Annotated in this window: 21 protein-coding genes; 11 read left to right on the forward strand and 10 right to left on the reverse strand. The window is 65.7% G+C overall.

Going from position 1 to position 23,594, the window contains the following annotated elements; genetic code table 11:
• Positions 1 to 311: 311 nt before the first annotated feature.
• A complete protein-coding gene (locus MTX19_RS12095; RefSeq protein ID WP_280983789.1) occupies positions 312 to 569 on the forward strand; it encodes a hypothetical protein in 258 nt (85 codons plus the stop codon).
• A gap of 51 nt (positions 570 to 620) precedes the next feature.
• Here MTX19_RS12095 and MTX19_RS12100 read toward each other — a convergent pair whose 3' ends face one another.
• Both MTX19_RS12100 and MTX19_RS12105 read right to left on the reverse strand, forming a co-directional pair.
• Entirely contained in the window at positions 621 to 1,940 is a 1,320-nt protein-coding gene (locus MTX19_RS12100) for a dicarboxylate/amino acid:cation symporter (protein ID WP_280983790.1), read from the reverse strand.
• Between the two features lie 250 nt (positions 1,941 to 2,190).
• Positions 2,191 to 3,465 (reverse strand): serine hydrolase domain-containing protein, encoded by a 1,275-nt coding sequence (locus MTX19_RS12105; RefSeq protein WP_280985977.1) that lies wholly within the window; start codon positions 3,463 to 3,465, stop codon positions 2,191 to 2,193.
• Positions 3,466 to 3,609: 144 nt separating this feature from the next.
• Between MTX19_RS12105 and MTX19_RS12110 the strand changes: the two genes are divergently transcribed.
• The gene (locus tag MTX19_RS12110) at positions 3,610 to 4,524 is read left to right on the forward strand and encodes an intradiol ring-cleavage dioxygenase (protein ID WP_280985978.1); all 915 of its coding nucleotides are present in this window, start codon (positions 3,610 to 3,612) and stop codon (positions 4,522 to 4,524) included.
• A gap of 282 nt (positions 4,525 to 4,806) precedes the next feature.
• Complete coding sequence (locus MTX19_RS12115) at positions 4,807 to 5,709, forward strand: SMP-30/gluconolactonase/LRE family protein (RefSeq protein ID WP_280983793.1); 903 nt, start codon at positions 4,807 to 4,809, stop codon at positions 5,707 to 5,709.
• 62 nt (positions 5,710 to 5,771) lie between these two features.
• On the opposite strand, the gene MTX19_RS12120 is transcribed toward MTX19_RS12115, so the two are convergent.
• Positions 5,772 to 6,515, reverse strand: a complete 744-nt coding sequence (locus MTX19_RS12120; protein ID WP_280983794.1) for a glutamine amidotransferase — start codon at positions 6,513 to 6,515, stop codon at positions 5,772 to 5,774.
• 209 nt (positions 6,516 to 6,724) lie between these two features.
• Between MTX19_RS12120 and MTX19_RS12125 the strand changes: the two genes are divergently transcribed.
• The 6 genes from MTX19_RS12125 to MTX19_RS12150 all read left to right on the forward strand — a co-directional run bounded on the left by MTX19_RS12125 (position 6,725) and on the right by MTX19_RS12150 (position 13,082).
• On the forward strand, positions 6,725 to 7,564 hold the full coding sequence (locus MTX19_RS12125; protein ID WP_280983795.1) for an aldo/keto reductase: 840 nt from the start codon (positions 6,725 to 6,727) through the stop codon (positions 7,562 to 7,564).
• A 428-nt stretch (positions 7,565 to 7,992) separates the two neighbouring features.
• Positions 7,993 to 8,937 (forward strand): DMT family transporter, encoded by a 945-nt coding sequence (locus MTX19_RS12130; RefSeq protein WP_280984769.1) that lies wholly within the window; start codon positions 7,993 to 7,995, stop codon positions 8,935 to 8,937.
• A 214-nt stretch (positions 8,938 to 9,151) separates the two neighbouring features.
• Entirely contained in the window at positions 9,152 to 10,234 is a 1,083-nt protein-coding gene (locus tag MTX19_RS12135) for a zinc-binding dehydrogenase (protein ID WP_280983796.1), read from the forward strand.
• An 80-nt stretch (positions 10,235 to 10,314) separates the two neighbouring features.
• Positions 10,315 to 11,073 (forward strand): SDR family oxidoreductase, encoded by a 759-nt coding sequence (locus MTX19_RS12140; RefSeq protein ID WP_280985979.1) that lies wholly within the window; start codon positions 10,315 to 10,317, stop codon positions 11,071 to 11,073.
• Between the two features lie 4 nt (positions 11,074 to 11,077).
• Positions 11,078 to 12,337 (forward strand): FAD-dependent oxidoreductase, encoded by a 1,260-nt coding sequence (locus MTX19_RS12145; protein ID WP_280985980.1) that lies wholly within the window; start codon positions 11,078 to 11,080, stop codon positions 12,335 to 12,337.
• 76 nt (positions 12,338 to 12,413) lie between these two features.
• Positions 12,414 to 13,082 (forward strand): amino acid ABC transporter permease, encoded by a 669-nt coding sequence (locus MTX19_RS12150; protein ID WP_280976686.1) that lies wholly within the window; start codon positions 12,414 to 12,416, stop codon positions 13,080 to 13,082.
• Positions 13,083 to 13,265: 183 nt separating this feature from the next.
• On the opposite strand, the gene MTX19_RS12155 is transcribed toward MTX19_RS12150, so the two are convergent.
• Positions 13,266 to 14,144, reverse strand: coding sequence for a transporter substrate-binding domain-containing protein (locus MTX19_RS12155; RefSeq protein WP_280983799.1), 879 nt, complete (start codon positions 14,142 to 14,144; stop codon positions 13,266 to 13,268).
• Between the two features lie 261 nt (positions 14,145 to 14,405).
• The gene (gene ppk2, locus MTX19_RS12160) at positions 14,406 to 15,269 is read right to left on the reverse strand and encodes a polyphosphate kinase 2 (RefSeq protein ID WP_280984770.1); all 864 of its coding nucleotides are present in this window, start codon (positions 15,267 to 15,269) and stop codon (positions 14,406 to 14,408) included.
• A gap of 241 nt (positions 15,270 to 15,510) precedes the next feature.
• On the opposite strand from ppk2, the gene MTX19_RS12165 reads away from it, so the two are divergent.
• Positions 15,511 to 16,683: a fumarylacetoacetate hydrolase family protein gene (locus tag MTX19_RS12165; RefSeq protein WP_280983800.1), complete on the forward strand. Its 1,173-nt coding sequence runs from the start codon at positions 15,511 to 15,513 to the stop codon at positions 16,681 to 16,683.
• Between the two features lie 124 nt (positions 16,684 to 16,807).
• On the opposite strand, the gene MTX19_RS12170 is transcribed toward MTX19_RS12165, so the two are convergent.
• From MTX19_RS12170 to MTX19_RS12180, 4 genes are all read right to left on the reverse strand, one after another.
• On the reverse strand, positions 16,808 to 17,203 hold the full coding sequence (locus tag MTX19_RS12170; RefSeq protein WP_280983801.1) for a cupin domain-containing protein: 396 nt from the start codon (positions 17,201 to 17,203) through the stop codon (positions 16,808 to 16,810).
• Positions 17,204 to 17,322: 119 nt separating this feature from the next.
• Positions 17,323 to 18,015 (reverse strand): carboxymuconolactone decarboxylase family protein, encoded by a 693-nt coding sequence (locus MTX19_RS12175; RefSeq protein WP_280983802.1) that lies wholly within the window; start codon positions 18,013 to 18,015, stop codon positions 17,323 to 17,325.
• Between the two features lie 102 nt (positions 18,016 to 18,117).
• Positions 18,118 to 18,561 (reverse strand): MFS transporter, encoded by a 444-nt coding sequence (locus tag MTX19_RS39215; protein ID WP_348638279.1) that lies wholly within the window; start codon positions 18,559 to 18,561, stop codon positions 18,118 to 18,120.
• Entirely contained in the window at positions 18,453 to 19,298 is an 846-nt protein-coding gene (locus MTX19_RS12180) for an MFS transporter (RefSeq protein WP_348638280.1), read from the reverse strand. The genes MTX19_RS39215 and MTX19_RS12180 overlap by 109 nt, the downstream gene beginning before the upstream one ends.
• Positions 19,299 to 19,420: 122 nt before the next feature.
• Between MTX19_RS12180 and MTX19_RS12185 the strand changes: the two genes are divergently transcribed.
• Positions 19,421 to 20,323 carry a LysR family transcriptional regulator gene (locus MTX19_RS12185; protein WP_280983803.1) on the forward strand — a complete coding sequence of 301 codons (903 nt, stop codon included), beginning with the start codon at positions 19,421 to 19,423 and terminating at the stop codon, positions 20,321 to 20,323.
• Between the two features lie 254 nt (positions 20,324 to 20,577).
• Here the strand turns inward: MTX19_RS12185 and MTX19_RS12190 are convergent, their stop codons facing one another.
• A complete protein-coding gene (locus tag MTX19_RS12190) occupies positions 20,578 to 22,284 on the reverse strand; it encodes a Spy/CpxP family protein refolding chaperone (RefSeq protein ID WP_280983804.1) in 1,707 nt (568 codons plus the stop codon).
• Between the last annotated feature and the right edge of the window lie 1,310 nt (positions 22,285 to 23,594).

Raw genomic sequence — 23,594 nt, forward strand, 5'->3', positions numbered from 1 at the left:
CGGCAATGATATGTTACCCGTATTTCTACGGGCCGAAACTATTGTACGGGCATCGAGGATTGGATGCAACCCCTGCTGGTGCGGTCGCGGATCACGAAGGCCGGCGCAGTTGCGCGGGACGGCCCCCTTCGACAGAGTTTGACGTAAGTGCAAGTCAGGCTTTCGGAATGTTGCTGGACAATTGCCCAAAAGTTCTCGATCATCGGTAAGAGATGGACGCCTACCACAAGCCGGCGAATTCTTGCGGAGAGGCAATGAAGCGAAAGAGGGAGCCACCTTGGCTCGACCTCAGGGCTTCGGGAGTGGACGATATGCCGGTCGCAAGCACGGAAGAACGGTTGCTGGCGCTGCTAGCGACCTTGGAAGAATGTCAGACATTTCTGGTCGACCGGGCGAACGCGGAGACCGCGCGACTGCTGTCGCTTGCCATCCTTGAGCTTCGGATGGAACTGCATAAGGTCACGGACTCCGAGCTGAAGGCCTTGTGTGACATGGTGGCGTCGGAGAGGCAGTTGCAGGAGCCGGCCACAGCCAGGCGGTTCCCGCCATATCTGAAGCTCGTCAAGTAGCGCTCAATCGGCGGTGGCGCGCCCCGCGCGGGGGGCGCCATGCCGCGCGCCTCAGCCCGCGGTCACATCCACCGTCTCGGTGCCGTCGAGCACGCGGCGGGCCTGGTCGCGGTCCAGATCGCCCTCCCATGCGGCAACCACGACGGTCGCCACGCAGTTGCCGATCAGGTTGCCGACCGCGCGCGCCATGCCGATGAACCAGTCGACCGAAAGCACCAGCACGAGGCCGATCGCGGGAATGCTCGGCACCGCGTTCAGCGTTGCCGCCAGGATGACGATCGCCGAGCCCGGCACGCCATGCGCGCCTTTCGAGGTGATCAGCGACACGCCGAGCACCAGGAGCAGGTCGCCGAATGACAGCGGCGTGTTGGTCGCCTGTGCGATGAACACGACGGCCAGCGTCAGGTAGATCGAGAAGGCGTCGAGGTTGAAGGAGTAGCCGGTCGGGATCACGAGGCCGACCACCGAATCCTTGATGCCGAGCCGTTCCAGCTTGCGCATGGCCTGCGGCAGTACCGCGTCGGAGGAGGCGGTCGCGAGCACGATCATCAGCTCCTCGCGCAGGTAGGCGAGGAATTTGAGGATGTTCACGCCGGCAAGCGCCATCACGGCACCGAGCACGCCGAGCACGAAAATCGCGACCGAAACGTAGAACAGCGCGACCAGCGACAGGAGCTGCTTCAGCGAGCCGACGCCATATTTGCCGACGGTATAGGCGACCGCGCCGAGCACGCCGATCGGCGCGAACCGCACGATGAGGCCCATGGCGCGGAACAGCACGGTCGAGAGCGCGTCGATGAAGGAGGAGATCTTCTCGCCCTTTTCACCGCCGACCAGGGCCAGGCTGACGCCGAAGATGATGGCGAAGAACAGCACCTGTAGCACGTCGTTGCGCGACAGCGCATCGAAGGAGGTGGTCGGGATGATGTTGAGCAGGAAGCTGCCGATGCCTTCGCCCTTCAGCTTCTGGGCATTGCCGGCATAGCTGCCGAGCGCCTTGGCATCGAGCGTGGAGGTGTCGATGTTCATGCCGTGGCCGGGCCCGAACAGATAGGCGAGCAGCAGCCCGACCACGAGCGCGACCGTCGTCATCGCCTCGAAATAGACCAGCGCCTTGACACCGACGCGTCCGACCTTCTTCAGGTCGCCGGCGCCCGCGATGCCGTGCACCACGACGCAGAACACGATCGGCGCCACGATCATCGAGATCAGCTTCAGGAAGGCGTCGCTGAAGATCTTCAACCCGATGGCGAAATCGGGCGCGGCCACGCCGATGATGATGCCGAGCAGGAGCGCGGCCAGCACCTGAACGAAAAGCGAGGTGTAAAGCGGCTTGCGCGTCTCGGCGACTGCGGTTGCGATGGTCGACATGTCTTCCCCCTCGATTTGGGCTGGCCCGGAACCCCGCTCCAGCTTAGCAACTTGCGTGCCAGAATGTCGCGTGATCCGACGTTTCGGCTTTGCCCGAAACCTGCCCGCTGCATCGCAGCAGGCCGCGCAAGCCATTCCGTAGTTGAATGGCATCAGTTCAGTCAGGAAAGAAGCGGAAAATCCGCCGGGGAGCGGCCGACTGCCAGGAGAGCGCCGCGGCGCTCGGCGCGCGCCGCGGCATGGCGTCGTCTCAGAGATTGCTTTCGGTGATCGCCGCGTAGACCATCGTGCGCAGCTCGCGCCGCAGCGGATAGGCGCTCGACGGCAGCACCTGGGTCATGAAGATGGTGATGAGCTCTTCGGCCGGATCGATGAAGAACGACGTCGTTGCGGCGCCGCCCCAGTTGAATTCGCCGGGGCTGCCCGCGATCAGCGTCTGCGCCGGGTTCATCGTGACGGCGAAGCCGAGGCCGAATCCGATGCCGTTATAGGCCGCCTCGCTGAACATCGAGCGCGACATCGCCGGCAAGTCGACGCCACCGGGCAGATGGTTCGAGGTCATCAGCTTCAGCGTCTTCGGGCCGATCAGCCTGATGCCGCCGAGCTCGCCGCCGTTGATCAGCGCCCGGCAGAAGGTGAGGTAGTCGGCCGCGGTCGAGCACAGCCCGCCGCCGCCCGAGATCAGCGAGGGCGGCGAGAGGAATGAGCTGGTGGCCGGGTCGTCCTGCAGCGTGAGCGTGCCCTTGCGCTCGGCGGCGAGCGGGTTGAAGCCGCCCTGCGGATCGGCGGAGTAACAGGCGGCCAGACGATGCGCCTTGTCGGCCGGCACGAAGAAGTCGGTGTCGTTCATGCCGAGCGGCTTGAAGATGCGCTCCTTGAGGAACTGCGCGAACGGCTGGCCCGAGATCTTGCCGACGAGGTAGCCGAGCACGTCGGTCGAAACGGAGTAATTCCAGGCCTCGCCCGGCGAGAACTCCAGCGGGATCTTCGCCAGATCCTCGATCATGCTGTCGAGCGTGCCGGCCTTGACGACCTCGCCGATCTTCTTTTCGCGATAGGCCGCGTCCACATTGGAGCGCTGCTGGAAGCCGTAAGTGAGGCCGGAGGTGTGGCGCAACAGGTCGACGATCAGCATCGGCCGCGACGGCGGGCGGGTGAGGAAGGCCGGCGGGGTGCCGGCGGCGAACACGCCGAGGTTCTTCCATTCGGGGATGTACTTGGCGACCGGCTCGTCGATCGCGACGCGGCCTTCCTCGACCAGCATCATGAAGGCAACCGATGTGATCGGCTTGGTCATCGAATAGATGCGGAAGATGGTGTCGTCCTTGACCGGCACCTTGCGCTCGAGATCGGCAAAGCCCTGCACCGTGGAATGGACGAGCTTGCCGCGGCGGTGGATCAGGAGCTGCGTCCCGGGAAAGCGGCCGGACTCGATGTAGCGGCTCTTCAGATGCGCTTCGAGGCGGTTGAGCGCGGCGGTCGACATTCCCGCGGATTCGGGGGAGGCAAGGGTAGGGGCTGACATCAGGCTCTTCTCCGGCTGGCGAGTGCGCCTTGATAGCCGAAAAGTGTGTTCTGCACCAATCGGTCGCCGCTTACCTGCCCAGGGTTGGTGGTGTACGCTGGGACCTGCAATCGCGCCCCAAAGGGATCGCCAGGGAAACGCCAGATGACCCAGTTCAACGACACCGAGCTCACCGCCGCCGTCATCCGCAGCTTCGACCAGACGCCCAGTCCGCGGGCCAAGTTCCTGCTGCAGGAACTGGTGAAGTCGCTGCACGACTATGTGCGCAAGACCGATCTCACCTTCGAGGAGTGGGACTACGCGATCGATTTCCTCACCCGCACCGGCCAGAAGTGCACCGACATCCGCCAGGAGTTCATCCTGCTCTCGGACGTGCTCGGCGTGTCGATGCTGGTCGACGCGGTCAACCACCGCGATCGCGACGGCGCCACCGAGACCACGGTGCTCGGCCCGTTCTATGTCGGCGAGCACAAGGTGACGCCGCATGGCACCGACATTTCCGCGAACCTGCCCGGCGAGCGCATGTTCGTGCAGAGCCGCGTCACCGACCTCAACGGCAAGCCGCTGGCCAATGTGCCGGTCGACGTCTGGCACGCGGACGACGACGGCTTCTATGATTCGCAGAAGGCGAGCTACGCCACCGAAGGGCCATCATCGCGCGCGCGCTTCATCACCGATGCCGACGGCCGCTTCTATTTCCGCACCATCCTGCCGTGCAGCTATCCGATCCCGACTGACGGTCCGGTCGGGCAGATGATCACGCAGACCAACCGCCACCCGATGCGGCCGGCGCATGTGCATTTCCTGGTCAATGCGAAGGGCTACGAGCCCCTGATCACGCACGTCTTCATCGATGGCGACAAATATATCGACTCCGACGTCGTGTTCGGCGTGAAGGACGAGTTGATCGCCAAGGTCGAGCAGCGCAGCGATTCCGTGATGCCGGACGGCAAGACCACGGACGGTCCGTGGCATCTGATGACCTACGAATTCCACGTGAAGCCGGGCGGCGGAATGGCGCCCGCGCCGCTGGGCACGAAGGTCGCCGAGGACGCCTGATTCAACGGCTTGAGCAAGGCCTGTGGCAGCGCGCAGGCTGCGGAGCAGGTCGGTCATCGTCTTGGTGCTTGCCGCGCGGCATAGTTCCGCGATGAACTGAACGCCTTTCCATGTCATTGCGAGGCACCCGGTCGGCGCGAAGCGCCGCCGGATGATAGGCTCCGCAAAGCAATCCATACCTCCATGCGTTGGGAGGTGTTGATTGCTTCGTCGCGATCGCTTCTCGCAATGACGAAAGGATCGATCTATGGTCCACCCGTTCCGCCAACGGGTGAACCAATAATGATGTACCTGGAAACGCCGCCAAAACTGATCCCGACCGAAATCTTCTCCGCCGTGCCGGCCGAATTCCGCCGCAAGGTATCGACCGAATGGGCCGATGCCAACCGGCCGGGCGCGATCACCGACTGCTTCATCGAGGGACCGTCATTCGATGCATCGGGCAATCTCTACATCGTCGATATCCCGTTCGGCCGCATCTTGCGCATCGCGCCGGACAAGACCTGGTCGCTGGTCGCGGAGTATGACGGTTGGCCGAACGGGCTGAAGATCGACGCCAGGGGCCGCATCCTGATCGCCGATTACCGGCACGGGTTGATGGAGCTCGACGCCAAAGCGGGCAAGGTCGCGCCGGTGCTGCGGTCGCGCAACTCGGAATCGTTCCGCGGCTGCAACGACCTGCACATCGCGTCGAACGGCGACATCTATTTCACCGACCAGGGCCAGACCGGCCTGCACGATCCGACCGGACGCGTCTATCGCTTGCGGACTAACGGGCAGCTCGATTGCCTGATCGATACCGGGATCAGCCCGAATGGTCTCGTGCTCGATCCGCACGAGACGGTGCTGTTCGTTGCCATGACGCGCGACAATGCGGTGTGGCGCGCGCCGTTCATGAAGGACGGCAGCATCTCCAAGGTCGGGCGCTTCTGCTCGCTGTTCGGCCCGAGCGGGCCCGACGGCATGACGATGGACAAAGACGGGCGGCTGTTCGTCGCGCACGCCTCGCTCGGCCACGTCTTCGTGTTCGCGCCGAACGGCGAGTGCATCGCGCGGATCAAGTCCTGTGCCGGGCAGAGCTGCACCAATGTCGCGATCGGCGGCGCCAACCGCGACCGGCTCTACATCACGGAGTCGGTGACGGGCTCGGTGCTGGTGGCTGATATCAGCAGGCTGGATCGGTAGCGGAACCGCCCCAAGACGCGCGTCCTGCGCTCGCAAGCAGGCGCATCACGACGCAAACCCGCCTATGTGCTTGCGCCGGGCCGAAGTGCGTCATCGGTCTGCGCGGTGGTCTGAAGCCAACAGCTGAAGACCTGCTCGGCCTGTACGGCGACTGTCCTGGCGAGCGCCTGCGTCGTGGCGCGCAGCGCCGGAATCGAGATGTTTGCGGCCGACAGTTCGACGGCATGCCCGACATACCATTCCTCGAGCTGCCGCGGATCGGCCTCGAGATGGAATTGCAGTGCGAGCGCGTTGCGGCGATAGGCAAACGCCTGGTTCGCGTAATTGGCGTTCGATGCCAGCCGTACGGCGTCCTCAGGCAGATCGAAGGTGTCGCCATGCCAATGCAGCACCTTGGGGTCGGTTCCCAGCTTGTTGAGGCAGGATGACGCGCCCTCACGCGTCAGATCGATCGTTCCCCAGCCGATTTCTTTGACGTCGCCGGGGAAGACGCGACCGCCCAGCGCCTGCGCCATCAACTGGGCGCCGAGGCAGATGCCGAGCGTCGGCAGGTCGCGGCGCAGCCGGTGCTCCAGCAGCGCGATCTCGGTGGCGAGGAACGGATATTTGTCGGTCTCATAGACCCCGATCGGGCCGCCCAGCACGATCAGCAGATCGGCATCCCTGATCGCGCGATCGGTGAGGTCGTCGACCGGCGCATCGCAGAACGACACGCTCCAGCCCGCACGCTCCATGATCGGGGCGAGCAGTCCCAGATCCTCGAACGCCACGTGGCGGATGGCGATGGCGGAGCGGCGTGGTCGCATCTGATGTCCAGTCCTTTCGTTATATAATCTGAAATATAGCGTAGCGGATTGCGGCGAGTCCAGCCGCCGGGAGCGTAACTGATCGGCGCGCGGAATGCATCGACTGGCGTGATCGTGCCCCTTGCTTTCGCGGGAGCTGCGACGTGGCGACATCATTTGCCTGTATGGTCTATGGTTGACGCGCAGTTCCATGGAGCGACGAGGCGATCGTGCAGACAAGATCATTCGGCAAAGGCGGCCCGCAGGTTTCGGCGATCGGGCAGGGCACCTGGTATCTCGATCACGGTGACCGCAAGGCGGCCGTCGCCGCGCTGAAGCGCGGCATCGACGCCGGCATGACTCATATCGACACCGCGGAGATGTATGGCGACGCCGAGCTTGTGATCGCGGATGCCATTGCCGGCCGGCGCGACGAGCTGTTTCTGGTGTCCAAGGTGCTGCCGAGCAACGCCTCGCGGCGCGGCACGATCACCGCCTGCGAGCGCTCGCTGAAGCGGCTGAAGACCGATCGGCTCGACTGCTATCTGCTGCACTGGCGCGGATCCTATCCGCTTGCCGACACGGTTGCGGCCTTCGACGATCTGATCGCGGCCGGCAAGATCCGTTCCTGGGGCGTCAGCAATTTCGACGCCGACGATCTCGACGAGCTGCTCGATGTCGCGGGCGAAGGCAGGATCGCCTGCAATCAGGTGCTCTATCATCTGCAGGAGCGCGCGATCGAGCATGCCGTGATCCCGTGGTGCGCGCAGCATGCCGTCGCCGTGGTCGCCTACTCGCCGTTCGGCCACGACGATTTCCCCTCGCCATCCAGCAAGGGCGGTGCGGTGCTGCAATCGATCGCGCAGGCGCACAAGGCGACCGCGCGCCAGGTCGCGCTGAGCTTCCTCACCCGCAATCCATCGGTGCTTGCGATTCCGAAGGCGTCGAGCGCGGACCACGCGGCCGAGAATGCCGCAGCCGGAGACCTGAAGCTCAGCGACAGCGAGATCGCGGCGCTCGACAAGGCGTTTCCGCGCGGGCCGAAGCCGCGTTCACTGCCGATGCTGTAGAGCGTGAGATTGCGTTGAGCTGTCTCCGCAATGCCGCTGTGAAACCTCTCCGATAGGGGAGAGGTCGCGCCGAAGGCGCGGGTGAGGGGTAGCGCCCTATCGTGGGACCTGAACCCCCTCACCCGATTTGCCGCGCAAATCACCTCTCCCCGTTGGGGAGAGGTGAGCAGAAGCTGCAGTCGCGTTGCTTCAATGCGAATGCGAGGCCTCGGCGCGCACACAGTTCTTAACAAACTGTTTCAGTCGCGCTTGCGTGTTGCCCGTGACAGGCCGCCGCGCACGCTGGCGCATATCCGAGTCCCGTTTTCGGGCATTGTCCTTGCGGCGGAATTGGCGTTTTCTGGCCATCAGCAGATTCGCTTTATTTTGTCTTCGAGATTGCCGTGACGCCGCCCCCCGCCGCAGCCGCCAGGCTGGACAGCGCCCTTCTGCCATTGCCTGAAAAGAAGTCCGCCGCGCCGAAGGCGCCGGCGCGCACGGACCGGCCGTTTAGGGGCATCGCGCTGATCCTGCTGTCGACGGTGTTTCTGGGCACCTCCGACGTCACCGCGAAATATCTGTCGTCGACGCTGCCCGCGATCGAGATCGCCTGGATCCGCTTTCTGGTGTTCGCGCTGATCATGTCGCCGGCGATGCTGCCGGGCACGCCGCTGTTTGCGATGCAGAGCCGCCGTCCCGGGTTGCATGCGCTGCGCGGTGCGGCGCTGCTTGGTTCCTCGCTGATCTTCATCACAGGGCTGGGCTTTCTGCCGATCGCGGAGGCGTCAGCCACGAGCTTCGTCTCGCCGCTGTTCGTCACCGCGCTGTCGATCGCCTTCCTCGGCGAGAAGGTCGGCCTGCGCCGCTGGATCGCAACCGCGGTCGGTCTGGTCGGCGTGTTCATCATCCTGCGGCCCGGCACCAGCGCGTTCCATCCGGCGGCGTTCTTCCCGATCGTCTCGGCGCTGGCGTGGGCGGTCACGCTGATCATGACGCGGATGATGAGCGGCGGCGAACGCTCCGTCACCATCATGGCCTATTCGGCAATCGTCGGAGTTGCCATCGTCAGCGCGCTGGTGCCGTTCGTCTGGGTCACGCCGACCTGGCACGACATCATGTTCGGCATCCTGATCGGGGTGGCCTCCACCGCGGGGCAGTGGATCGTGGTGCTGGCGTTCCGGTACGGCGACGCCTCGGTGCTCGCGCCGTTCTCCTACACGCAATTGCTGTGGGTCAGCATCCTCGGCTTCCTGATCTTCGGTGAAGTGCCCGACGGCTGGACCATCGTCGGCGCCGCCTTCATCGTCGCCTCCGGCCTCTACACTGCGCATCGCGAGCGCGTCCGCCGCTCGCAATTGCTCGCCGTCGCGGGCGAGCCGTCGCCAAACGCCTGACCGCCACAGTGTGCCGGGCACGAATCCCGGCAACGGCGCGGTGCGTAGTGATCCTCGGTCGCGTTTTCGAGCGAAAAGCCTGTCGCGAACTTGATCCGGAATGGCGACCGGCTGACGGGAAGAAACGCCTCAACGCAAGAATCGGGAGCTTCGGTTCTGATTCAATCAGAACCGATAGGCTCTATAGGTGGGAAAAGCCCACATGGGAGGAATCATGCGCGCAGCCATCTTCAGGAACGGTGAGATCGTCGTCGACACCTTGCCCGAGCCGAAGCCGGGCGCCGGCCAGGTGCTGGTCAAATCGCTTGCCTGCGGCATCTGCGGTTCCGATCTGCACGCGCGCAAGCATGCCCACCGCATGGTGGAGCTGACGAAATTCTTTCCCGGCCGCCAGCCGATGGACCTCTCCCGCGACGTCGTGTTCGGCCACGAGTTCTGCTGTGAGATCCTGGATTACGGGGCCGACACCACGCGCAAGCTGAAGCCCGGGACGAAAGTGTGCTCCGTGCCGGCGCTGCTCACGCCAGAGGGCCCGCGGGGCGTCGGCTATTCCAACGAGAATGTCGGCGGCTATGCCGAGCAGATGCTGCTCAGCGAGGCGCTGCTGCTTGAAGTGCCGAACGGGCTCGCCGCCGAACATGCCGCGCTGACCGAGCCGCTTGCGGTCGGCGTGCATGCGGTGGCGAAGGCCGACATTCGCGGCGGCGAGGTGCCGCTGGTGATCGGTTGCGGCCCGGTGGGGCTCGCGGTGATCGCGGCGCTAAAGATCAAGGGTCTCGGTCCGATCGTCGCCGCCGACTACTCGCCCGCGCGGCGCCGGCTCGCGGAAAAGATGGGCGCCGACGTCGTCGTCGATCCTGCGAAGACGCAGCCCTATGCGAGCTGGGCCGAGCATGCCCAGATGACGGCGGAGGAGAAGGCCGCGCGGCCGCCCCTGCAGGCGATGCTGCCGGCGCTGAAGCCCGCGCTGATCTTCGAATGCGTCGGTGTGCCCGGTGTGTTGCAGCAAGTGTTCGAAGGCGCGCCGCGCGATGCCCGCATTATCGTGGTCGGCGTCTGCATGGAGACCGACCGCTCCGAGCCGATGCTCGGCATCCTGAAGGAGCTCAACGTCCAGTATGTGCTTGGTTACACGCCGGAGGAGTTCGCCTTTTCGCTGCGTTTGATCGCGGAAGGGCAGGTCGATGCCGCCTCGCTGGTAACCGGCTGCGTCGGCATCGATGGTGTGGCGCAGGCCTTTGCCGATCTCGCCAATCCAGAAGCGCACACCAAGATCCTGGTCGAGCCCTGGCGTTAGACCTTTCGGCGATGCGCGTGCCGATTTGCATTTCGTGACACCGAACCTATAGTTCGCTGTCCTCGAAAGCGCAGCGGTTCATGCGGGTTTCAATCATCACGGGAGGCGGCTCGGGCATTGGTGCTGCGATTGCGCGCCGTCTTGCCGGCCCCGATCAATGCCTGATGCTGCACGGGCAGGGCGCCGAGGCGGCCGGGCGCGAACGGCTGAATTCGGTCGCCGAGACGTGCCGGCGCGCCGGTGCAAAGGTCACTGTCCGCGGCGGTGATCTTGCCAAGGCCGGGACGGGCGCCGAATTCGTCAATGCGGCGCGCGCGGAATTCGGGCCGATCGATACGATCGTGCACGCGGCGGGATTTGCCGACCGGCGCGATTTCGCCAGCCTGCCGCGCGAATCGCTGGAGCGGGCCTTCGCGGTGATGGCTGCGGCATTCCATGAAATGGCGGCCGCCGCGCTGCCGGATCTCGTGCGCAGCGCAGGCGGGCGGGTCGTCGCGGTCTCGAGTTTCGGGGCGCATCGCTTCGTGCCCGGCGGCACCTTTCCCGGATCGGCCGCGGCCAAGGCCGCGCTCGAAGTGCTGGTGAAGTCGCTGGCGATCGAGCTCGCCGCCTCGGGCGCCACCGCCAACGCCGTGGTGCCCGGCTATACGCAGAAGGATCCCGGCCTGGTCGGAGCGCTGGATCCTGCGGCCTGGGAACGCGTGGCGAAAGCCAATCCGATGCAGCGGCTGGGGCAGCCCGACGAGGTCGCAGCCGTGGTCGCGTTCCTGTTGTCGCCGGAGGCGGGACATGTCACCGGCGCTATGCTGCCGGTCGATGGCGGCCTGACCTTGATGTGATGGCATGACGGAGGACGCCCCGGGACAACAGGTTGATGTCGCCGTGCTTGGCGCCGGCATGGTCGGCATCTCCGCGGGCCTCGCGGCGCGGCAGCGCGGACTGTCGGTCATCGTCGTCGACCGCCGCGAGCCCGGCAGCGAAACCTCTTACGGCAACGCCGGGATTCTCTCGTCGGGCTCGATCTTCCCGCTCAACACGCCCGCGCTCTGGAAGAACCTGCCGAAATACCTGACCAACCAGCATCCGGCGCTGCGCTGGAATATTCCCTGGGCCATTGCCAATGCCGGCTGGATGATGCGCTTCCTCGCCAGCACCGCGCCGTCGCAGACCAAGCCGCGCGCGGTCGCGCTGCGCGGGCTGATCGGGATGTCGCTGCAGCTGCATCGCGACTGGATCGTGCAGGCGGGCGCGGGGAGCCGCATTCGTGAGACCGGCTGGCTGAAGGCCTGGCGCGGCGATGGGCTCGCGAACGCCAGGGCGGAGCAGGCGGCGCTCGCCGAATACGGCATCAAGAGCGAGGTGCTGGATCGCCAGGCGATCTCCGCGCTCGAGCCCAACATCATTCCTGCCTACAGCGTCGGCCTCCTGCACACGCAGACGGCATCGGTCGATTCGCCAGGTGCGGTGGTCAAGGATTACGCGAGGATGCTGGCGGGTGGCGGCGGCGTGATCCGGCAATCCCAGATCAGGCAGATCGCGTCGCAAGGCAACGGCTGGCGCGTGCAACTCGCGGACGGCGAGATCGCGGCGCGCCATGTCGTGGTCGCGCTCGGGCCGTGGTCGGCGGAGCTGTTGCGGCCACTCGGCTATCGCGTGCCGCTGGCATTCGAGCGCGGCTATCACCAGCATTTCGCGCCGAACCCGGCACGCAAATTGCTGCGGCCGATCCATGATGCGGACGGCAGCTTCGTGATGACGCCTATGGAGCAGGGCATTCGCGTGACCTGCGGCGTCGAACTGGCGGCGCGCGACGCGCCATCGAATTTCTCCCAGCTCGACACGGTGGTGCCGCTGGCGCGCAGCGTGATCGAGTTCGGTGACGCCGTCGGCGAGCGCTGGCGCGGCGCGCGGCCGACGTTGCCCGACAGCCTGCCGATGATCGGCCCGGCGCCGCGGCATCGCGGCCTCTGGCTCGCCTTCGGCAACCAGCACATCGGTTTCACGACGGGCCCCGGCACCGGCGCTGCGATCGCTGCGATGATCGCAGGCAGTGCGCCGCCGTTCGATACACAGGCCTTTGCGCCGAGCCGCTATATCGCGTGACTCCCGCCGGTTCGCCTGCAATGCTGGAGCATCGGATGATCGACGGGCGCGGGACTCCCGGCAATCGAGGGGCAGGATGAACTACGTTTGGGATTTCGGCATCCTTGCCAAATACAGCCATCTGTTCTGGCTCGGGCTTGGCTGGACCATCGCCTACACGCTCGGCACCATCATCCTGGGAACGCTGATCGGCCTGATCGTCGGCATGCTGCGCCTGCGGCGGATCCCGGTGATCGACTGGCTCCTGATCGCCTATATCGAAGCGTTCCGCTGCACGCCGCTGCTGGTGCAGATCATCTGGTTCTATTACGCCTTTCCGGTCGTGATCGGCGTCAACATCCCGGCGCATGTCGCGGCGATGAGCGTGCTCTCGCTCTATGGCGGCGCGTTCTATGCCGAGATCGTGCGCGGCAGCATCGAGAGCGTGCCGGTCGGGCAGTGGGATGCGGCGAAGGCGCTCGGCTTCCGCGGCTGGCCGCTGATGCGGCTCGTGATCCTGCCGCAGGCGCTGAAGCCGATGATGGCGCCCTATGTCAACCAGTCGGTGACGCAGCTGAAGAACACCTCGCTGGTCTCGATCATCGCGGTGCCCGATCTCGTCTACAACGCGACCCTGATCAACGCCGACACCTACCGGCCGCTCGAGGTCTACACGATCGTGGCGCTGATCTACTTCGCGATCCTGTTCCCCTCGACGCTGCTGGCACGGCGGCTGGAGCGCGGGCTGACCTATGACAAGGTGTGAGCGATCCTACAGAGTCGCCACATCGGTGGTTCACCTCTCCCGCTTGCGGGGGAGGTCGGATCGCATCGAAGGTGCGATCCGGGTGGGGGCTTTCCCCACACAAAGAGCGTCGCGCGCGGCGGCACCCCCACCCCGACCCTCCCCCGCAAGCGGGAGAGGGGGATCACTTGCGGCAAGCCCACCTCAAATATTCAACTCGACCGGCACGTCCTCCGGCTTGACGCCGGCGAGGCCGAGGCCCTTGACGAACCATTCGCGCATCTGGCCGATGCCGCGGTTGTAGTCGATCCACACCGACAGGAAATCGCGCCAGCGCTTGTCGGGCTCGCGGCGCACCGCGGTGCCGCTCGCGATCGTCACCGAGGGCGACTGCAGGATCTTGTAGGTGCCGAGGTTCGGATTCTTGGCGATCGCGGTCAGGCCCAGCACCAGCGCGTTGACGACGCAATCGACGCGGCCGGACGACATCTCCAGCATCACCTCGTCGCGCGACTTCAGCGACTTGATGGTGGCGTTGGGGGCAAAGCGCCGGGCCACCGCCTCGTTGGCCGAGCCGACGTCGACGGCAATCTTGACCTCGGGCTTGTTGATGTCGGCCCAGGTCTTGGCCTCCAGGCCCTTCTTCAGCATCGCGCCGAACGGATGTGGAAACACCAAATTGGTGAAATCGACCACCAGCGCGCGCTGCGGTGTCGGATTGAGCGCGAAGCCGAGATCGATCTTGTTGGCCTGCAAATCGAGGATCGAGTTGCCGTAGGTCGATTCGACATATTCCAGCTTGACGTCGAGCAGCTTGGCGAGGTCGTTCGCCATCTCGATCGAGAAGCCGGACCAGGTGCCGGTGGCGAGATCCTTGTTGAAGTAGGGCAGCTCGCCCGGCAGCACGGCGATGCGCAGCACCTTGTTGGCTCTGATACGGTCGAGCGTGTTGTCGGCTTGGGTATCAGCCGAAGCCGGGGTTGCCAGCGCGGCCGCGAGCGCGGCGCCGCTGCCGATCCCGAGCGCATAGCGCAGCGCGTCGCGGCGGTCTTCGGAAATCTTCAGGTCGTCGGATTGAGTCACGTGGGCCTCCCTGCACCAAATCGGGGAAGCCTAGCGTCGGCCTATGGTTGCAGCAATAGTGCCCGCCTGCGCCATTAGTAGGCGAGGTGGCGTCATTGCCTATGTCTTGATCTTCACCTCTCCCGCTTGCGGGGGAGGTCGCAACGCATCGATAGATGCGTTGCGGGTGGGGGCTCTCTCCACAGTACGACTCGCGGTGAGACCCCCACCCCAACCCTCCCCCGCAAGCGGGAGAGGGGGCGTAGGTTGCGTGTGGATAGATCAGTACCTCGCCGGCACGTACATCTCCGGCGGGATCGGGCCGCGGTGATAGTCCGGGTTGCGCACCCGCGGCGGCAGCACGACGGGATCGTGCGCGACCTGCTGATAGGGGATCTGGCTCAGCAGATGCGAGATGCAGTTGAGCCGGGCGCGCTTCTTGTCGACGGCGTCGACGATCCACCACGGCGAGTCGGGCAGATGCGTGTGCTCCAGCATCGTCTCCTTGGCCTTGGTGTACTGCTCCCAGCGACTGCGGGCCTCGACGTCCATCGGGCTCAGCTTCCACTGCTTCAGCGGATCCTGGATCCGCATCGTGAAACGGAACTGCTGTTCTTCGTCGGTGATCGAGAACCAGTATTTCAGCAGAATGATGCCGGAGCGGATCAGCATGCGCTCGAACTCGGGGACCGATTTGAAGAACTCCTGATACTGCTCCTCGGTGCAGAATCCCATCACCCGCTCGACGCCGACGCGGTTGTACCAGCTGCGGTCGAACAGCACGATCTCGCCGCCGGCCGGCAGATGCGCGACGTAACGCTGAAAGTACCATTGCGTGCGCTCGCGCTCGCTCGGCGCCGGCAGCGCCGCGATGCGGCAGACGCGCGGGTTGAGCCGCTGGGTGATGCGCTTGATGACGCCGCCCTTGCCGGCGGAATCGCGCCCCTCGAACAGGATGACGACCTTCTTCTTCTCGTGATGCACCCAGTCCTGCAGTTTGACCAGCTCGCCCTGCAGCCGCAGCAGTTCGCGGAAATAGAGCTTGCGGTCGAGCGCCGGTTCGCCGGACCTCGCCTCGTGGTCGAGGTCGTCGAGCCTGGTATCGTCGAGCTCGAGCTCGAGTTCCTCGTCGAGATTGTCGGCCATCTCCTGGTGGATGCGCGCGCGCAAGGCTTCGTCGTGCAAGGCTTGCTCGTTCAAGGCTTGATCGTGCGAGGCTTCTTCGGCGAGGGCGGAGGCAGTCATGACATCCGTCTTTCCATGTCAGGTGGATCGCGCGGGAGCATTGACGGGGCGTGTTATCATCGTGTGACATCGCGATGACGACCACCTCACATCGCAGCCATGGCTGTGCTAGGAAGCGCCAAGATCAAAAAGGGAGAAACCGATGATTTCACTCACGCCAAAAGATGTCCTGCCGGAGGACGGCACCCGCGGCACGCTGGTGGGGCGGGTCTGGCTGCCGCAGGCCGGCGGTCCGGCCGTGGTGGCGGTCCGCGATGACGGCGTGTTCGACGTCACCGCGCGGTTTCCCACGGTCAGCGCGCTGTGCGAGGAACAGGATCCGGCCGCCGCATTGCGCGCCACCAAAGGCGAGCGGATCGGCGACTTTGCGGCGATCCTCGCCAACACGCCGCCCGATAACCGCGACAGGCAGAAGCCCTGGCTGCTCGCGCCGGTCGACCTGCAGGTGCTGAAGGCGGCCGGCGTCACCTTCGCGATCTCGATGCTGGAGCGCGTGATCGAGGAGCGGGCGCGCGGCAATCCGTCGTCGGCGGAGGCGATCCGCAAGGAGGTGGTGCGGCTCGTCGGCGACGACCTCTCCAAGTTGAAGCCGGGCTCGGCGGAGGCGATGAGGCTGAAGCAGGTGCTGATCGAGCAGAACGCCTGGAGCCAGTATCTCGAGGTCGGCATCGGCCCCGATGCCGAGGTGTTCACCAAGGCTCCGACGCTGTCGTCGGTGGGCACGGGCATGGATGCCGGGCTGCATCCGAAATCGACCTGGAATAATCCGGAGCCGGAGGTCGTGCTCGTCGTCTCCAGCACAGGCCGGATCGTCGGCGCGGCGCTCGGCAACGACGTCAATCTGCGCGACTTCGAAGGCCGCTCGGCGCTGCTGCTGTCGAAGGCGAAGGACAACAACGCCTCCTGCGCGATCGGCCCGCTGCTGCGGCTGTTCGACCAGACCTTCTCGCTGGATGACGTGCGCAGGATGGATGTCGGCCTGACCGTGACGGGGACCGACGGCTTCGTGCTCGAGGGTCACTCCTCGATCAGCAAGATCAGCCGCGACCCGACCGACCTCGTCGCGCAGACCATCGGTCCCGTGCATCAATACCCTGATGGCTTCGCGCTGTTCCTCGGCACGATGTTCGCGCCGGTCAAGGACCGCGATGCCCCCGGCCAGGGTTTTACCCACAAGCGCGACGACATCGTCACCATCGCCGCGCCCCAGCTCGGCAAGCTGGTCAACCGCATGCGCGGCAGCGACGAATGCGAGCACTGGACGTTCGGCGTCGGCGCGCTGATGCGGAACCTGGCGCAGCGCAAGGTGCTTTAAGGATGTAATCGTAGGGTGAGCAAAGCGCAGCGTGCCTACAATTGCGCGGGTGGAGGGCACGGCGCTGGCGCGCCTTTGCCTACCCTGCGCATCATGAGCACGGCTTCGGCCTATCGCATCCCGATCACCTGCGATACTGCGCGTCGCTGACCTTTTCCAGCCAGTCGACATTCCTGCCGTCGAGCGTTTCCTGGATCGCGATGTGCGTCATGGCCGTGGTCGGCGTCGCGCCGTGCCAATGCTTGACGCCGGGCGGAAACCAGACGACGTCGCCGGGCCTGATCTCCTCGATCGGCCCGCCCTCGCGCTGCACCCAGCCGCAGCCGGCGGCGACGATCAGGGTCTGGCCGAGCGGATGAGTGTGCCAGGCGGTGCGCGCGCCGGGCTCGAACGTCACGCTGGCGCCGCCGACGCGCGCCGGCTCGGGGGCCTGGAACAGCGGGTCGACGCGGACGGTGCCGGTGAAATAGTCGTCCGGTCCCTTGCGGGACGGTTGCGATCCAATTCGGGTGATCTGCATGCTCTTGCTCCTGTGGTCTGTTGTCTGAATTGGCACGGCGCCGCCGGCCGGCCGCAGCGATGTCAACGCAGCAAGCGCCCCGCCAGTGCCGGCGAGCAGGCCGCGTCTCGACACCGAGGTCATCGCGGCCGTTGCGCGATCACGTCCTTGACGACCGGCAGCGCCGAGAACGCGTTCGGCCATCCGGCGTAGAAGGCGAGCTGGGTGAGCAGCTCGCCGGCCTCGGCCTTCGTCAGGCCGTTATCCATTGCGCGGTTGAGGTGATAGGTGATCTGCGCGACCTGTCCGGTCGCGACCAGCGCGCTGACGGTGACGAGGCTGCGGTCGCGCGGCGCGAGCCCAGGCCGCAGCCAGAGATCGCGGAACAGGACATCGGCCGTGTACTGCACGAGGCCGGGCGCCGCGTCGCCGGATTGCTGCGCAACGCGTGTCGCGCGCTGCGCCTCGGCCGCCTCGTCGAGCGCAAGCTGCGGGCCCGACGCCGCGGGAAGCTGGTTCGTGCCGATCCCGCGCGCCGCGAACACGTCCTTGGCAATGGCAACCGCCGACATCGCATTGGCCCATCCCGTGTAGAAGGCGAGATGGGTGATGGCCTCGGAGATCTCGGCCGGCGTCACGCCATTGTCGAGCGCGCGATCGAGGTAGAAGGCAAGCTCGATCGTCTGGTTGCGCGCGATCAGCGCGGCGAGCGTGACCAGGCTGCGGTCGCGCGGCGACAGGCCCGGACGCTTCCAGAGATCGCCGAGCAGGACGTCCTGGCGGTATTTCTCCAGCGCGGGCGCGACCGCCCGGATGTCGTCGATATTGGGCATGGGTCTTGATCCTTGTGGTGGCTGTTCCCCCAGCGCAGGGTATGAAGCGATCAGGCAAAAGGCGCCGATCACGGCGGCTATCCGTTTCACGGTCATCTCCTGTCAGGCTCGCGTGTCTGACGCCGCCGGCCGCATCAGGCGCAGCGCGATGCAAGCCCCGCTCAGCACGATCAACGCGCTGGCGAGAAATACGGCGTTGAGCCCGGCGCCTCCGGCGATCAGCCCGAGCAGCGGCGCAGTGATTCGGAGCGCAAGGTCGAGGCACGCGGTGTAGGCGCCCATGGCGAGGCCGCGGCTTTCCGGCGGCGCGCGGCGGATCGCCTCGACGCCGAAGCCCGGATAGACCAGCGAGTAGCCGAGCCCGGCGAGCGCCGCGCCGCCGAACACCGCAAGCCGTGTCGCGGCGAGCCAGATCACGGCGAGCCCGGCCGCCTCGATCAGGATGCAGACCAGCGCGACGCGCGGTCCGCCGATGCGGTCAGGCAGTGGCCGAAGGCGACCCGCCCGGCAATGAAGGCCGTGCTGACCGCCGTCAGCGCGATCCATGCCGCGGTCCAGCCGTTGTGCGCGAACAACAGCGCCACGAAGGTGGTGATCGCGCCGAAGCCGACACATGAGAGTGCAAGGCCGAGGCCGGGCACGGCAACTGCGCCGAGCACCTTCGTCACCGCGGGCCGTGCATGGTGCTGCGGCGCGACGCCGCGTAGCGGCGCCACCAGCGCGAGCGTCGCGAGCGGAATCAGCATGGTCGTAAACGCGATCGCGGCGAAGCCGTGACGCGCAAAGAGAGCGCTGCCGGCTGGCGCGCCGGCGGCAAAGGCGACGTACATCGCGGTGCCGACCCACGACATCACGCGTCCAGTGTTCGCGGGACCGGCGAGCGCCAGACCCCAGGTCAGGGCGCCCGCGACCATGAAGCTTTCGGCGCCACCCAGGACCGCCCGCCCGAGCAGGAGCACGGCGAGCGACAATGTGGGCATCTCGACGAATTCGAGTGAAAGGCCGTAGAGCAATCCCGCGGCCGCAGCCGCGATCAGGCCGCTCGCCACGACGCGCTTGGTGCCAGTGGTGTCGGCAAGATGGCCGGCCGTGAAACGCGAGATCAGCGAGGCGGCGAACTGGCTGCCGGCGACGAGGCCGACGACGAAGGTGCCGAATCCAAGGTCCCGATGCACATGCAGCGGCAGCACCGGCATGGCGATGCCGATCACCAGATAGCCCGTGAAGATCACGGCGATGACCGGCAACAGGGTCGCGGCGACCGAGGGTATGGCGCCTCGCATATCTGACGTCGTAACGGACATGGGCGGGGGTGGCTGAATTCTGTGCTGCGCCGAAGCTAGCGCTTCCGCCCCTCGCGGATTAGATGATGAAAACTGCATGCATTCATGAGGCTCGCTAATCAATGGACCGGGACAATGCGAGCGACCTGCTGATCTTCCTTGCGGTGGCGCGGGAGCGGAGCTTTACGCGCGCCGCCGCCAAGCTCGGCCTCTCGCAATCGGCATTGAGCCAGATCGTGCGGGCGCTGGAGGAGCGGCTCGGGGTGCGGCTGTTGAGCCGCACCACCCGCAGTGTCGCGCCGACGCTGGCCGGCGAGCGGCTGCTGCGCACCATCGGGCCGAAATTCGACGAGATGGACGGCGAGCTCGCGGCACTCAGCGCGCTGCGCGAGAAGCCGGCGGGCACCATCCGCCTGACGGCGACCGAGCACGCCGCCGAGGCGATCCTGATGCCGGCGCTGCGCGCGATCCTTCCGAAATACCCCGACATCAACGTGGAGGTCGTGATCGATTACGGCCTCAGCAACATCGTGGCCGAGCAATATGACGCCGGCATCCGCCCGGGCGAGCTGGTCGCGAAGGACATGATCGCGGTGCGGGTCAGTCCGGACCTGCGCATGGCGGTGGTTGGCTCGCCCGACTACTTCGCGACGCGCAAGAAGCCGCGCACGCCGCAGGAATTGACCGAGCACAATTGCCTCAACCTGCGCCTGCCGACCCATGGCGGCCGCCTCTATGCGTGGGAGTTCGAGAAGAACGGACGCGAGCTCAATGTGCGCGTCGAGGGCCAGCTCGTGTTCAACGGCTCCGGCACGCTGCTGAGCGCCGCGCTGAACGGGCTTGGCCTTGCCTATCTGACCGAAGGGCAGGCGAAGCCGCATCTTGCGGCCGGCCGGCTGGTGCGCGTGCTGGCCGACTGGTGCCCGCCGTTTTCCGGCTATCACCTCTATTATCCGAGCCGCCGGCAGGCCTCACCCGCGTTCTCGCTGCTGGTCGAGGCGCTGCGATACCGCGGGAAGGTGTGAGACGGGTCCGGGGCTGACGTTTCCACGTCGTCATGGCCGGGCTTGTCCTGGCTTGTCCCGGCCATCCACGTCTCAACTTCACATCGAGAACAAAAACGTGGATGCTCGGACACGCCCGGGCATGACGAGTTTGTGGGTACAATAACCAAACCACAAGCACCGAACGCGCAACACAACCGCATACGCGATTGCCCTCCACCGCAAGCAATCGGGGGGCACAGTTTCTCCGCGGTTGCTGCCCGACCGCGCGAGCCTCACAAGCCCATCATCCGGAAGATCATGCCTCCGATATTGGGCCCGTAATGGTGGTGGCGGCGATGATGACTGCGCCGTGGCTCGTCGGTATCAGCGGCCATCGCCGTCCTGCTGCCATTGCGCTCGGGGCCGATCGCGTCGAACGCGGCCTTCTGCTCGTCGCTCAGCGAGTTGTAGAAGGCGTCGAGCGCCGGACGCACCGTCCCGATCGCTTGCAGCATTGTATCCAGTCTTGCTTCCACGGCCGCAAGCCGCGCCGGCGGCGTTCGCGCCTCGGTGGGCGGACAGGACGACTTCAGGGTGTCCTCGGCCTTCGTCGCCGCATCCCGCAGCGCGTCGAGGCTCGCGCGCTGGGCGTCGGTCGGCTTCACATTGCGTTCGATGAGATCGCCGGGCCATTCGATGGCGGCGGGCTGCGCAGCATTGCAGGTCGCGGTGTCCACGGTGTTTTCGCGTGGAGCGCGTCCACGCCGCGCGCGCTGCTGCTCTGCCACCAACGCGGTCACCTTGGCCTTCTGATCGTCGCTCAATAGCCCATAGAACTTGTCGAGCGGCGGCCTTAGCGTCTCCACCGCGCTGCGCATGGCCTCGAGACGCTGCTGCATCGCGGCCAGCCGGCTCGGCGCAGTCAGCGGCACGTCCTTCGGGCACGAATTGAGAATGATCTCGGACGCCTGCTGCGAAGCGGCAGCGAGGTCGTCGAGCGCGGCGCTCTGTTCGGCGTTGGGGTCGATCGCGCTGCGGAACTGGTCGATCGGGAACCCCGCGATGTCGCGGCTGTCGCTGCCGCACATGTCGGCGAGTGTCGCTGTTGTCTGACCGCCGGAACGCGTCGCCTGCCGTGATCCGCCGCGGCCCGGCAGATAATCGGCGTAGCCGCTCAAGGCGTCGTAGTCATAGGGACCGAACAGGCCGGCATAGATATCGCCGTAGCCATAGTCCCAGAAGTACGGGTCATACCCCCAGCCCCACCAAGTGTAGTCATAAAGATCGTAGTAGGCGTAGGGCCAGAACACCGGCCCGACCCAGCCGAAGCCGCCATGTGGGTGGCGCCACCACCAGCCTCCGCCCTGATATCCCCACGCGGCCCCCGCAGCGGCCGTCGTAATCGCCGCGCGCGCCATCGGGTTTCGCAAGCCGCCGGGACTGTGCAGCGCGGTCGTAATCTGACGCGAGGACAGGGTGCGACCGACAGCGCTGGCGTTGCGCCGCATCACCGCGGCGGAGGGCGCATGACGGCCGGCGGCTAAGCCGTTCGAGATGGCCGGATTGCGCGTGATGGCTGGATTGTGGGTCGCGCCCGGAGTGCGAGTGGCGTGGAATTGTCGCGCGCCGGTGCTGCGGCCGATTCGTGGAGCGGCATGAGGCGCGGGATGAATGGTGTGAAAGCCGCCACCGCGAGCGCCTCCGCCATGAAAGCCACCAGCGCGAAGCCCGCCGCCGTGGAAACCACCCCCGCCCCCACGGAAGCCGCCACCGCCATGGAAGGCGCCGCCACCGCCGGCGTGGAAACCTCCACCGCCACCGTGGAAACCGCCGCCACCGCCGCCGTGAAATCCGCCGCCACCACCGCCACCGCCGTGACCTCCGCCAGGTCCGCCGCCACGGGCCGCCTGGGCAGGATCCGCAAGCAGCGCCGCCGATGCTGCGGCTGCGAGAATTGCGACCAGCGTCAACCACACCTGTTTGCGAGCAGCTCCAGCCATGGTGGTTCTCACTTCGCGTCAAGGCACTCAATTCAATAAGGCCTGACATCAACACCCCACGTCGCCGCTCGGTTCCCGCCGCGGTGTGCGTCGCAAGCAACTGTTTGCGAGCGCGCCCCTCCGCAGGGATCGCCAACGTCGAATTCGGTCCTGGGCTGACGGCTGCGAAGCCTGCGAGGAGACCGGGCTGCATCTCCACGCATGCTTGCCGTAGCGACGAGCCAAGAACAGCCTCGGAAATATCCGAGCAGGTTCCTTCATAAAGAGGTTGAGAAACCGGACAAAGCATTTCCCTTCGCGCTGTAAACCGCTCACGCTGCGATCGACGACGCAGAGACCTTGATTCGGAGGAGCCCATGCCAAGGCAATTCGGCCTCAAACAAGTGACGGCAGTGGAACGGTCGGCGTCGGCGTTATCGGCTCAAGGCTCGCGCGAGGTGCCTCAATCTGTGGCGCGTGCCGAGCCGTCGTCACGAACGCAAACGTCTCCGCAGCCGGAGCCTCTCTATGCCCCTGCGAGCTGGCGGGGCAAGGCTGATCGGCGCTGCATCTCCGCCGATTGAGGCGGTGCATTAATGCTGCTTTATCGCCGCGACAATGGTTGCTGCGGGCAAGGCCTCCACCGAGGCCGATCGAGCGCCAATCACTGAGTTGCCCGACGGCGCAAGCCCTCGCGTACAAAATATTTCTGTTTATCAGAAGTGCAACTCAGTGTATGAATGGCCCGTCTCACCCGCTTGAGGGGCGCTTCGCGATCGTCACGAGTGTTGGGTCGAGATGCGGTGGACGCCGAGCGTGTGACTGACGAGCACATGCAAGGCGGACGGTGAAGTCGTGTGGTTCCGACGCCCTAGTGGCAGGTGTCGACTCCCAGGACGCGGAAGCGTCTCGCGGATGACGGTGACAAACAAGCCCAATCTCGCCGGGGAGAGCACGTATAAGCCGTAAAACCATCGCGCAGGGAAAGCCGGAGTGTTTCCGGTTTCACCTGTGGTCCTACCTCCCGAGCTTTCCATTTGCTCGGGACCCATGGGTGCGATCGGCACCCGGCTTTCCCTGCGCCCTCTGTTCAAGAGAGGGCGAAAACGAGAGGCAAAACTCGGACGATTCACGTCGCGAGAATGCGATGCCATATCCTCATCAGCAACTGTCATCGCCCGCGAAGGCGGGCGATCCAGTATTCCAGAGGCAGCCGTGACTGATCCTAAAGGCCGCGGCGTACTGGATACCCCGCATGCGCGGGGGCGGGGTATGACGGCCGAGTGTGTTGATGATGCCAGTCCCCACCACTGCGAGGCGGCCCAAAACAA

Origin of the sequence: Bradyrhizobium sp. ISRA464 (genome assembly GCF_029910095.1) — a bacterium.
Classification (GTDB): Bacteria; Pseudomonadota; Alphaproteobacteria; order Rhizobiales; family Xanthobacteraceae; genus Bradyrhizobium.